This window comes from Desulfovibrio sp. (genome assembly GCF_035644575.1).
In the GTDB taxonomy this organism is placed as follows: Bacteria; Desulfobacterota; Desulfovibrionia; order Desulfovibrionales; family Desulfovibrionaceae; genus Desulfovibrio.
Window position 1 is genome coordinate 1 of the sequence record NZ_DASQOG010000231.1, and the last position, 12,495, is coordinate 12,495.

The 12,495-nt window shown below is 51.1% G+C and carries 8 protein-coding genes and 2 pseudogenes; 9 read left to right on the forward strand and 1 reads right to left on the reverse strand.

What is annotated here, in order from left to right; genetic code table 11:
* Positions 1–269: pseudogene (locus VEZ52_RS13060) on the forward strand (integrase core domain-containing protein); the annotation flags it as partial.
* A 313-nt stretch (positions 270–582) separates the two neighbouring features.
* Here the strand turns inward: VEZ52_RS13060 and VEZ52_RS13065 are convergent.
* Positions 583–2,175: an outer membrane homotrimeric porin gene (locus VEZ52_RS13065; protein ID WP_324837201.1), complete on the reverse strand. Its 1,593-nt coding sequence runs from the start codon at positions 2,173–2,175 to the stop codon at positions 583–585.
* A gap of 929 nt (positions 2,176–3,104) precedes the next feature.
* Between VEZ52_RS13065 and VEZ52_RS13070 the strand changes: the two genes are divergently transcribed.
* The 8 genes and pseudogenes from VEZ52_RS13070 to VEZ52_RS13105 form a co-directional block, all read left to right on the forward strand.
* A complete protein-coding gene (locus tag VEZ52_RS13070) occupies positions 3,105–4,352 on the forward strand; it encodes a Glu/Leu/Phe/Val dehydrogenase (RefSeq protein ID WP_324837202.1) in 1,248 nt (415 codons plus the stop codon).
* Positions 4,353–4,532: 180 nt separating this feature from the next.
* On the forward strand, positions 4,533–5,957 hold the full coding sequence (locus tag VEZ52_RS13075; RefSeq protein WP_324837203.1) for a sodium:solute symporter family protein: 1,425 nt from the start codon (positions 4,533–4,535) through the stop codon (positions 5,955–5,957).
* A gap of 1,099 nt (positions 5,958–7,056) precedes the next feature.
* Positions 7,057–7,461, forward strand: coding sequence for a fumarate hydratase (locus tag VEZ52_RS13080; RefSeq protein ID WP_324837208.1), 405 nt, complete (start codon positions 7,057–7,059; stop codon positions 7,459–7,461).
* Positions 7,410–7,619: pseudogene (locus VEZ52_RS13085) on the forward strand (fumarate hydratase C-terminal domain-containing protein); the annotation flags it as partial. The gene VEZ52_RS13080 and the pseudogene VEZ52_RS13085, both read left to right, overlap by 52 nt.
* Positions 7,620–8,906: 1,287 nt before the next feature.
* Entirely contained in the window at positions 8,907–9,674 is a 768-nt protein-coding gene (locus tag VEZ52_RS13090; RefSeq protein WP_324837205.1) for an SDR family NAD(P)-dependent oxidoreductase, read from the forward strand.
* A 57-nt stretch (positions 9,675–9,731) separates the two neighbouring features.
* Positions 9,732–10,796 carry an ABC transporter substrate-binding protein gene (locus tag VEZ52_RS13095; RefSeq protein ID WP_324837206.1) on the forward strand — a complete coding sequence of 355 codons (1,065 nt, stop codon included), beginning with the start codon at positions 9,732–9,734 and terminating at the stop codon, positions 10,794–10,796.
* A gap of 92 nt (positions 10,797–10,888) precedes the next feature.
* Positions 10,889–11,737 (forward strand): ABC transporter permease, encoded by an 849-nt coding sequence (locus tag VEZ52_RS13100; RefSeq protein WP_215647135.1) that lies wholly within the window; start codon positions 10,889–10,891, stop codon positions 11,735–11,737.
* Positions 11,734–12,495, forward strand: a 762-nt coding sequence (locus VEZ52_RS13105; protein ID WP_324837207.1) for an ABC transporter permease, incomplete at its 3' end; no start/stop codon positions are given. The genes VEZ52_RS13100 and VEZ52_RS13105, both read left to right, overlap by 4 nt.

Sequence of the window (12,495 nt, forward strand, 5' to 3'; positions counted from 1 at the left end):
GCATGGGCTTTTGAACACGGCGTGCAGATAGAATTCACTCGACCGGGGAAGTCCAGGGATAATGGGCACATTGAAAGCTTTAACGGAAAATTCCGGGATGAGTGTTTAAATCAAAACGTGTTTCTGTCCTTGCACGATGCCCGCAAAACGGTTGAAGCCTGGCGGCAGGATACACACACCAGCAACGACCGCAGATCTCATTGGGCTGGCTGACTCCGGAAGAGTTCGGAGAAAAGGATTATAACCTGCAATCCATTGGGAACCACTAACTTACAAGTGGTATACGCAATGGGGTAAGGTCAGTAGGGACAACTTCAACGGCGGGTCTTCATACTTGCCGCTGCAAGTACTCGCCATCTTTGGCTGGATGCTTGCCCGCGTCCGCAATTTGGGCTGTCCGCACGAACCTTATCTGCTGTTCTGACACTCCTTTTGCACGCCAGTTTTCTTCCATGTCTGCCGTTCTACAGGCAGACGCTTAAGCCGAATTGAGTCACAGCTGAAATAGGACAAGCCCACATAAGGCGGGGGCTGGAATAGAAAGAGGCAACCCGCCCGCAGTAGAGCAGGTTGCCTGTGAAATTAGAAGGAATAGGTAATGTTCAGTGTCGCTTTCCAGGCGTCTTTGCAGTTAAGGCTGTCACCAGATATTTTTTGGTAGCTGCCCCAGACGTCCTTGTCCAGCCAAAGGTGAATATAGCCAAGCTCCAGCACAAAATTCAGATTTTCAGCAGCCTTGTACGTGCTATCCAGATTCAGCTCAAGGCCAGTATCGCTGGTGGTGACGTACGTGCCCAGCGGAGCGTTGAAGTCCGTCATGTTGCGGTAAACGGCACGCCCAGAATTGTCCGTAGTCTGCCGACCTGTAATGTATGAGGCCATTTTTGTGTCGTTGGTGCCGCCAAAATAGTTAAGCCGGATTATATGGCTCAGGTCATCAACAAAGCTGATGTCTTTCAGGCGAGTGCCTACGCCCCACGTTCCAGATGGATTGGTGCCCAGAACACCCTTGCCCCCAGCGTACAGCACACTGCCACGGTAACCGAACGATGACAGGGAATTTGAGGCGTTGTTGGTAGTGGCAATATAAGGCAGGCGTTCAGAGCCGTTATGCGGGTTATTGTCGTCACCGCTGAAATACCAACCATAGATGCCGGGCACGCCCCAATCAAAGGCATATTCGGCCAGAAGCATGCTAAACCAGCCGGATCGGTTCAGGTATTCTCTGCCGTGATCAACTGCGCCGTATATAAAATCACCCTTGAGCGAAAAAGGCTCGAGTGATGTCCATTCCCATGTAAGCCCTCCCCAGTACATGCTGCTGTATTCCTGGCTCAGTACTGAGCTGCCCCTCCGTCCGGAAGTAAAGGTCGCAGGGAACAGGCCATTGGCAAGTTGCATGCCGTCAATCCGTTGCGTGTTGGCAGTGAGATTCGTGGGGGAAAAGTTGTAGGAGCCGTCAGGCCTTTTTGCCGTACCGATGGGCTTGATGGTGTTGGGGCCCATGCTGCCAGCCATTCCCCATGGGGTAATTTTGAGGCCATCCAGCGTAACCGGGACAACAAGAGCGCCCAGATCAAAGTTGTCCATATAGTTGGATGCGTGGCTTGAATCGCCACCCCAGTTATCGTTGGCGGGGCGCATCCATATTGCTGTTGCGGCAACAGCGGGGGAAAATTTCCAGGAGGCCGCAATGCCTGCCACATCATCCTGAAAAACCGGGCTGTCCAGCGCAAAGCCTGGCAGCTTCATGCCTTGAAGTCCCATGCGAAGCTTCAACGGTGCGTTGGGAATTCTCCAGTCAAGATAGGCCTGCTTGACCTTGACGGAACTTGTTCCATCCGCGCCGAGCGCGCCACCCTGATTGGCCATGCCCCAGCGCTGCTCGCCGATCTCAAAAAAAACCGTACCGGACAAATTTTCAGAAGCGACCGCATCGAGCTGCCAATGCATGCGGTTATATGCTTCAAAAGAATCTCTCGGCTGGTGCATTGATGACCATTGCTGACCGTTGACGGTCTGACCAGCGCGGTTTTTGTTCATGAAGTTACCGCCGTTAACATAGTCAAAAGCAAAATGCCATGCGCCCTTGACCTTAAAGTCAACCGCCTGGCTTTGCACTGTAAGGGCAAAAAAACAGAAGACCCCCGCAATTAAAGATACTAAACCCTTCATTTAAACCTCCGTCTTTTCAGTATTCAATTGCGGAGTGTAGTGTTAATGTGTTATAATATAAACTAAAGCACTATAATTTTATAAACCGATATTCTTACTAATTTTGTACATTAATATTTGAACAAAAAAAATAAACTGAATTTAAATTTTTTTTATATAATTCATAATAAACAAAAAAATAATATCAAGTAATAATAAGACAGTCATATTTAGTTCATTTTATCTGAAAGTATTGAATATAAAATAAGTATGGTATGTGTTTTTTATGCTACAGGGATTAGTTTGCGCGCGTCCTTTAACAGCTATGCGTGGCATGGCAAAGCGCATTTTATGAAATTTTGATGATTGAGTGCGTGGTAGAGCAGATTCCCCTCATGCTGAATGCGCAACGATTTTTCCAGATCACATCTGAAAAGCCATACGGTCAGCACGGATTCACACCGCTACTCCAGCCCCAGCTTGCCGTTTATCTGCCTTTTTTCTCCCTCTCCTCGCAAAAAATAATCCTTTAGCAGCAGAACCTGCTGCTTTGGATTGTTACGTCCTGTTGTCAGGGCTTAAACGTTCCAGCGCAGTTTTTTGGGAAGAGGGGGGGGTATTGATGCTCATTCGTTAACGTTCGTTAACTATTTAATCACATTTCCGAACCTGCAACGAGGATCTTCCCCGTGATTGTGATTTATATAACGTAAAAAAAGATCGTTTTTGCAATAGATTAAGTGCATCCCGTAACTTTTTTTAATCGAGTTTACTGTATGGCATGTCTTTTGCTTGAGATGGTACATATTTGGACTGTTGCAGAAACTGTTTGCTTGATGAATGATCACTGTTTTTCTGATTATTGTTTTAAATATTAAATCCATATGCTCGTGAAATAACATCAAATGCATGCGGATTTGATAAAAATAACAGACTAAATGGAGGATGACATGGCTACAGCAACTACAGCTCTTGAAAATGCACTCGCACAACTGGAACAAGCGGCAGCCCTCGCCGGACTCGAACCCCATGTTCATGAATTTCTCAAGCGCCCCATGCGTGAACTTACAGTGCGCATCCCCCTTAAAATGGATAATGGTACTGTAAAAATTATCGAAGCCTACCGTTTTCACCACAACTGGGCCAACGGCCCCATTCGGGGCGGCACGCGTTTTCATAAGGATGAAACGCCCGATGACGTGCGCGCGCTGAGCATGTGGATGACCATCAAAAACGCCTGCAACAACATCCCCAACGGCGGCGGCAAGGGCGGCATTGCCGTTGACCCAACCACCTTGTCTCTCAACGAACTGGAGAGGTTGTGCCGTGGCTATATCCGCGCCATCTCTTCCATCACCGGCCCCTGGATGGACTTTCCCGGCGCCGACATCGGCACCGATGCCCGCACCCAAAGCTGGATGCTGGACGAATGGGAAGCCATGCACCAACGCCTTGAACCGGCTGCCGTGAGCGGCAAGGCCATGCCCCTTGGCGGTTCTGCCGGGCGCGCTCTGGCCACCAGCCGAGGCGTGCAGTACGCCACCCGTGCAGTTGCGGCCTCTGTGGGCAAGCCCATGTCGAGTCTGCGCGCAGTCGTGCAGGGTTTTGGCAAGGTGGGCGGAAACCTTGTGTCGCTGTACAATGAAGACAACGTGACCATTTGCGGCGTAAGCGATGTGAACGGCGGCATCTACAATGCCGATGGTCTGGATGTGAAGGACGTGTTCGCCTGGTTTGAAGAAAAGGGCACCCTGACCGGTTACCCCAAGGCCAAGGCTGTGACCAACGCAGAGCTGCTGGTGCAGGATTGCGACGTGCTGGCCCCCTGCGCCGTGCAGAGCGTTATCACCCCTGAAAATGCGGCTGACGTTAAGGCGTGGGCCATTATGGAAGGCGCCAACGGCCCTGTGACTGTCGAAGCCGAGAAAATTCTGCGCGATCGCAAGATTATCGACTGCCCCGATGTGTACGCCAACTCTGGCGGAACCCAGGTGGCGCATTTTGAGCGCATTCAGAACCTCAATAACGACTGCTGGACTGAAGAATTCGTCAACAAGAAGCTTGAAGGCGTGTTCCTTGACGTATTCAACGAAATATACGCGGTCTCCAACGAGAAAAACATCACCATGCGCATGGCCTGCTGGGTCAAGGCGTTGAACCATACAGTGGCTTCCATGAAGTGGCGCAGCTGGGTATAGGCGTTTTAGAAGCATAAGCTCAACGCCTTATCAAGGGGGGCAGCCGATATTTGTGCCTCTGAACCAGAAATGGCGACCTCCCTGTTTTGCCTCAAGCAACTGCACGTATGCAGGTTACCCAAAGTGCGCCCAACGGGGTGCGCAATGCAGGCCGGCATTACAACTATCGGGTGAGGTCATATGGAAGTCAGTTTTGTTCACTATCTTGGCATGTTTCTGGTGGTCGGCATTACCCTTGGGTACTCAATTTATTCCGCGCGCAGCGTAAAATCTGCGGACGGATTCAGTCTTGTGGGCCGCGCCGCTTCTTCACCTCTGGTGGCGGGCGGCATCGTGGGCGTTATTATCGGCGGCGGCGCAACGGTGGGTACGGCCCAGTTGGCCTATCAGGCCGGTCTTTGCGCATGGTCGTATTCGCTTGGTGCGGGTTTGGGGTTTTTGGTGCAGGGCATTTTTTACGCCCGCGCCCTGCGGCGCACCAATCTTGAAACCGTTCCCGAATTCTTTGGCCTGCATTATGGCAAATACGCCGCCCCGGTCATCAGTATATGCGGCACCTTGAGCATGCTGTGCGGCTGCGTGGCCGGCGTGATTGCGGGTATAAACATTCTGGCCGCAATCCTTAAAATCAGCCCGCTTGCGGCCACCATCCTGCTTGCGGCGCTTGTGCTTATGACAGTGTTTTTCAGCGGTCAGAAAGGCAGCAGCGTTACTGGCATTATAAAAATGAGCGTTCTGTGGGTGGGCCTGCTGGTCGGCAGCGCGGTGGCTGTGGTATCACTGTACGAACTTCCTGATTTTTCCACGGTATTTCCGCAAGAGCCTTGGCTGAATCTTTTCAGCACTGGTACCGGGCAGGTGCTCGGCAACATATTCTCTACCGTCGTGGGCATTTGCTGCTCGCAAAACTACATTCAGGCCCTGTACTCGGCCAGCGATGCCCGCACGGCTTCTCGCGGGGCCATCATGGCTGGCCTGGTGGTTATCCCCGTTGGGTTGCCCATTGTAGCCATTGGCATGTTCATGCACGCGCAAAATCCTGCATTGCCTCCCATTTTGGCCTTGCCTACGTTTTTCTTCACCTATTTGCCCGACTGGTTTGGCGGCATAGCCATTTCAGGGGTGCTGCTGGCCATTATCGGTTCGACCGCAGGGCAGGCTTTGGGCATCGGAACCATGATTTCGCGCGACTTTGTGGGCAACGTGTTCAAGGTTACATCGAGCGAGGGGATTCTGAAGGCCAACCGGGTTACCCTTGTCATCGTGACCGCGATCTTTTCAACACTGGCCTATACGTATCTTCACTCCACCGTGCTGTACTGGAATTTCTTCTCCTTCCTGCTGCGGGGCGGCGGTGTATTTGTGCCGCTGACACTGGCGATTTTCAAACCCGGCTGGCTCTCGCCTTTCTGGGCGCTGACCTCCATCATTTGCAGCACTACGGCAGCCATTGTTGCCAAGCTGGCGTTCGATGTGAGCCAGCCGCTGTTCCTTGCCTTGGGCATCAGCCTTGCCATTGTGGCCTTGGGCGTTGTGGTCTCTGGCAAGAGCTACAGGGCTGTCTACATTAACGCGCAGGCCGAAAAGCAGGCCGACCCGGTGTAGCAGGGCAGCGGCGGAAAGTTGCAGAGGCAGAATCTGTAGTCTGGATGCGTCATACCGCTGTGACAGCCGACAACACGGCAGGAGTTCAACATGCGGCTTTGGAATGCCAAGGTCCGCGTAAACAACTTGTTGTGTTTTTAAACAGATCTGCCCTCACGAGGCGGCTTGCACTCAAAGGCGCGTTGCGCCCGAGCTTGCAGGCCGCTTTTTTGCCTTTATCAATCTATGGGGGGAATCCGGCAATGAGCCTGTGTTGCCTCTGTTCTGGCAATGTGCTGTCAATGCCCGGCCAAGAGGGGGGGTATCATCACCTCTGACTCAAACTGCCATGAGTAGGGTCTGACTGGCTCAACCGGGGATTATTAATCTTTGTGATCAGTTTCAGGGAGGAATAAAGTTTCGCCAACGCGGCCGCATTGACGGGCATGACTTTATACTGTTGTTAAATTATACCGGCAAGATAGATGGTTTTGGCTGTTTGCTGATGCCCGATGCCGGGACAGGAAATACTAGCAGGGTTGTGATTCAAAACGAAAGCTGGTGGTCATGCTCTGTGATTCACTCGGCGCTGAGTGCTGGTGCCGTCCCCAAAGCTTATTATAACATCCTGATTACGCAGAGCGATAACTTTTATAATTGTTGAATGCGACCTGTTACAAAGGCACAATCTCCTGAAATCATGGGTTCAGCCCATTTTATTCTTACTCCTCCATGACTTTTGTTATGGAGGATTTCTTATAGGGGTTGGATATTTTAAAAAGCATTATATTTAATATAGTTATATAAAAATAAAAAGATGGCATCAAACATGCTTTTCCACATTATCAATCTTGCGCTGCTAATGGCGGTAATGCAAAGGCGCTTTTGCTTCACCCGCCCTGCATGACTGGGATGTTGCTCGGCCCCGACGAGCAACAAAAACAATGGAACGGGAAAAAGCATCGGCGAGTTCAACAGGAATCATGATTCCCCAAGGTGCTTATGCGTATTCGTGCAGCTAGCATTTGCTGGTAACCTCTTTGCAACCTTAACGGAGCGCGAAAACAATATGCGAACCATACCAAGACAAACGATAGTGGACACTGTGACTTCCATGTGTATGGCGGCTGGTCGCTATTTGCCAGATGACGTTCTGGACGCACTGGTAAAGGCGGAAAAGGGCGAATCTCTGGAATCCGCCAGGGGAATTCTGGCGCAACTGGTGGACAATGCGGCCCTCTCCTCCAAAACAGGTTTGCCCCTCTGCCAGGACTGCGGCCTTAGTGTGTTTTTTGTTGAAGCAGGGGAAGACGTGCGTGTGGAGGGCGGCACCCTGCGCGAAGCAATCAACGCGGGCATGGTACAGGGATACAAGGACGGATTTTTGCGCAAATCCACGTGCGCCCCCTTTACCCGCCAGAATGTGGGCGACAACTCCCCTGCCATTATCCATTTTGACATTGTTCCCGGCGACAGCACAAGGCCGTGTATCTGGGCGCAACGGGCGGAGCGGGCGCGCTGCTGAGTGTGCGCATCAAGGAAGCCAGAGTTATCGCCTATGAAGACCTGGGGCCTGAAGCCATTCGTGAACTTGTGGTGGAAAATTTCCCGGTCATTGGCATAAATGACTGTCGCGGCGGAGACCAGTACGCAGTTCCAAAACTGGAAGAAGCGCTGGGATAAGTCTAAAATGACGTTGCATTAATACTGCAACATGCCTGAGATGTTTTGCGGCATCGATGGATTCGTCTGTCGATGCCGCGTCTGTTTACGGATTTAGCCAGTTGAGCGCACCTGTGCGCGAACCAGAAAACCCCCGCTATTGCTATGTGCCATGCTCCATCAGGCAGATAAAGCAAAAAAGTCTGGCCATGTTTAAACGTTGAAAAGCTGATGGGGCCTTGTATGCCCAATGGTAAGAAGACAGCATATTCGCTTGCGTTCAAGGAAGAAGCTATAGAACTTTTTCCTTAAAGGTTTTGGTGGGTATCAACAACGTTATGAAGAATTGGAAATCAAGGATACAAAGACTCTTCAATAATGGATTTTCAGGGTTAACTCTGTCCGTCATACGCAAGAAGCGTCGATACTTTGGGCGCTGCGAAATCATTGAACCAAAAAAAATTGATATTGTTAATAAAAATTAGATAGTTTGCTTGTACCCCGCCTTTGCAACTATGGTTTGATCCCCTTAAGTGAAACTTTTCTGCCTTGCCCCCCATAATTTGCTGAGTTGTTTGCAACGCGTCTATCGGGGGTGCCAATCTGACGCACAGCTCGGCAAATCTCACTGTATCCACAGCTTGTCGCAATATTTCTAATCAACTTGGTGGATATGTTTCAATGTATCCTTGTGCTTCTATGACAAGAGTTCTGCCATGCATGTTTCTCTTTTCGCGCGGGCTGGCTGTACAGCGGGTTCCTCTGGCTGGGAGCGTTGCAAAAAATGATGAATGATTATTGGGGGGACATCTGTTTTGTTGGTTGATGTTATTTTGCAACAAAATGCCATATTTTGTGCAATTTTGCACAATATAGCTAGCCGTTCTTAATGTAACTTGCTTAAATAAAATAATAAATAAAGTAAGCCGCCGCGTTGCTTTTTCGCAACAGCGCGGCTTTTTTGTGTGGTTTTGCAAACAAAAATCATTAGTAAATTCCTATAAGTATCTGTTTACTAATTGATTATTTTTTAAATTTGTCTGTGGGCCATGCAGTTGAGAAAGCGAAGAAATAGTCTTTGAGGAGGGTATATATATTGTTAAAATAAGAACAAGTAGATATTTTTATGTAACATAATAAATTAATTAGTATAATTATTAAAAATCAAAGGGATGCTTCTGTTATGGCCAGCTATTGTAAAAAAAATCACAAATGGTCTGTTTTTTGCTTTAGCAAGTTTGTTACCGGATTTTAGGTACTCCCCATAGACGCATTGCATGTCTTGTAACCGTTTTTACTGGAGATTCTATGCACCTGGCGGGCTTGTTTGATCTCTCGGGTAAGACAGCACTTGTTACCGGTGGTAATTCGGGTCTTGGGCTGGCTATGGCCCGTGCACTGGGGCTGGCAGGAGCAGAACTCATCCTTGTGGCAAGGCGGCAAGAGGTTCTTCAACAGGCTGCCGCGCAACTGACTGCCGAGGGCGTTGGTGTTCACATATATTCTACTGATATTTCCACGCCAGAACGCGCTCTTGAGTGCGCAACGTCCATAGTAAGCAAGTTTGGCCCTGTTGATATTCTGGTCAACGCTGCAGGGGTCAATCTTCGGCAGCCTTTCAGCCAGGTTACGCCAGAGTCATGGAGCGCACAGCTCAACCTTCACCTTTCCGCGCCTTTTTTTCTTTCTCAAATTCTGGCTCCGCATATGTCCCGCAGGGGCTGGGGCCGTATAATCAATATCGCTTCCCTCCAGTCTTTCCGCGCTTTTGCCGACAGTGCCCCCTATGGGGCGGGCAAGGGCGGCATTGTGCAGCTTACCCGTGCCATTGCCAGAGAATGGTCGCAGTACGGCATAACCTGCAATGCCATTGGCCCCGGTTTTTTCCCCACAGAACTGACGCGCCCGGTATTTGAAAATCCTGAGCTGGCCGAAAAAAACGCTTCCCAGACATGTATGGGGCGCAACGGCAGGCTTGAGGATATCTACGGTTGCACCGTGTTTCTGGCCAGTGACGCTTCTGCATACATAACCGGCCAGGTAATCATGGTTGATGGTGGTTTTAGTGCCCGATGAGAGGGCTTGGTTGTTGATATGATCGGTCTTTAGCGTCTGAGAAAAAGGAGTATGCAAATGAAAAAAATTTGTGCTGCCCTATTGTTGCTGGCAGGTCTGGCCGGAGGATTGTTGCCCGAGGCCGCCGTGGCAGAAGAAAAACCCGTGGTTCGCACCAGCGCCCAACCTTGCCTGCATGGTTTCCCCATGTGGTATGCCGAAAAACAGGGCTGGCTCAAGGACGCCCCCTTTACCGTAAAGTTCATGCTTTTTGCCTCTGGCGCACCCCAGACAGAAGCCCTGGCCGCTGACCAGTGGGATATCGGAACCATGGGCACAGTGCCCACCATGATGGCCAGCATGCGCTATGGTTACAAACTCATCGGCGTGTCCAATGAGGAAGGCGCCACAAACGATTTGTGGGTACGGCCCGATTCGCCCCTGCTCAAGCACAAGGCTGCGGTGGCCGGTTTTCCCGAAATCATAGGCAATACAGAAGACTGGAAGGGCAAGAAAATTCTGGCGACCACCGTTTCTACTGGCCACTACGCCCTTACCGCCACACTTAAGGCCCTGGGCCTTAACGACAGCGACGTGGCCATCGTACACATGGAACAGGGCCAGGCCATGACCGCCTTCAGTGCTGGTCAGGGCGATATCCTTCAGTTGTGGGCCCCGCTCAGCTATGTGGCAGAAGCCAAGGGCTGGACCAAGGTTTCATCGGGCATGGCGGCCAAGGTTCGCATTGCTGGCGGCATTGGCGCGCGTAAGGACTTTGCGGAAAAGCACCCTGATTTGGTGATTGCCTGGCTTAAAATCTATATGCGCATCATCGAAGGCATGAAGACCAATCCCGAACAGTATGTAAAGCCCCTGCTCGAATACTTTAACAGCTACTGCGGTCTTGAACTCACCGAAGAACAGGTGCGGATGGAATTCAAGTACCGCCCGCTCTATGGCGTAAGCGAACAGGTCAGCGCCCTTGAAGACCCGGCCAAGTTGGCCGCATGGATGAGCGGCGTTGCCAACTTTATGTTCGACCAGGGCCGCATCACCAAGAAAGAATTTGACCGCTACGTCAAGGCCAATTTCTTCATTGATCCCAGCTTCATGAAGAAGCTTGCCGCAGAAACCTCCAAATAACATTGGGGCAGCTGCTGTATTGATAATCGCCTCATATGCCTTTCCGGGGCCGGCAGATACGGGTCTGCGGCCCCGGAAATCGAGGAGTAACAATGACGTCCATCCGTGAACAGAAAAACGACGGCAGTCAAGAGTTGAGCCTGGAAATACAGAAGGCCAACTACTTTGCAACCGCAGCCAAAGAAAACTGGATATCAATGGTGAGCTTTGCGGTTTTTATTCTGGTATGGGAACTGATCTGCCAGTATGAGATCATTGGCCCCTACCAGCTTGTGCCGCCATCAGAAGTTATCACCGTATTTTTTGAAAAATTCACTCAGGTTAATCCCGACGGCGGCCTGCTGCAGCAGCATGCCGCAGCCAGCCTGTTGCTGGCTCTCACCGGGTTTGTGGTTGCCGTGCTCGTGGGAGTTCCCTTGGGCCTTTTTATGGGCTGGTACCCCAAGGTCAACATGCTTGTGCGGCCAATATTTGATGCAATCAGGCCCATTCCGCCCATTGCCTGGATACCCATTGCCATTTTGTGGCTGGGCATTGGCATGCCGGCAAAGGCATTTATCATTTTTCTGGCAGCCTTTGTGCCCTGCGTCATCAATTCCTATACCGGCATACGCCTCACCAATCCCGTGCTTATCCGGGTGGCGGAAATTTACGGTGCCTCCAATTTTGAAACATTTCGCAAAATTGGCGTTCCCTCGGCCATTCCCATGATCTTTACGGGCATGAAGCTTTCCCTCAACGCGGCGTGGACAACCCTTGTGGCCGCAGAGCTGCTGGCAGCTTCCGTGGGGCTGGGCTTTATGATTCAGCAGGGCAGACGCCTTGCCCGGCCTGACGTCATCATTGTCGGCATGCTGACCATCGGCTTGCTGGGTGCGCTGATGTCCTGGATTCTCACAAGGATAGAAGCGCGCTTTGCCTCGTCAAGGAGGCTCTCATGAAAGGTTTTATCAAAGCCAATTCTGCCTGGCTTGCGCCCGTGGCATCCATCGGTGTTTTTGTGGTGCTGTGGGGGCTTGTGTCCCTCAAGGTCAACCCGGAATTTTTGCCTTCGCCCGCCATGGTGTGGCACGAATTTATCAGGCTTTGCCATGTGCCTGTTGGTGGCACCAGCCTTGCCGGGCATGTGGGTTACAGCCTGCAACGGGTATTGATAGCCTTTTGCCTTGCCGTGCTCATGGGGCTGCCCCTGGGCCTGCTGATGGGGTGGAGCAGGGTTTGCGAAAAAATTGTGTCGCCCATTTTTGAGCTGCTGCGCCCCATTCCGCCCATTGCCTGGATACCCATTGCCATTCTGTGGCTTGGCGTTGCAGAAGGCTCAAAGGTTTTCATCTGCTTTGTGGGTGCCTTTGTTATCATGATTCTCAATTCATACACGGGCATGCGTTATGTAGACCCGTTGCTGATTGATGCGGCGCGCTCGTTTGGGGCCAGCCGCTCGCAGCAGTTTTTCAACGTTGCTGTGCCTGCCTGCATGCCGTCCATATTTGCGGGTGTGCAAAATTCCCTTTCCATGGCCTGGATGTGTGTGCTTGCGGCAGAGATGGTTGGTGCGCGCGAGGGTGTCGGCTTTATCATCATTCAGGGAATGGATCTTAACAAGTCCTCCATGATTCTTGTGGGAATGATACTCATCGGTGTGGTGGGCTCTCTTCTTGCGGCGGCTTTGCGCTGGGTTGAACGTGTGCTCTGCCCCTGG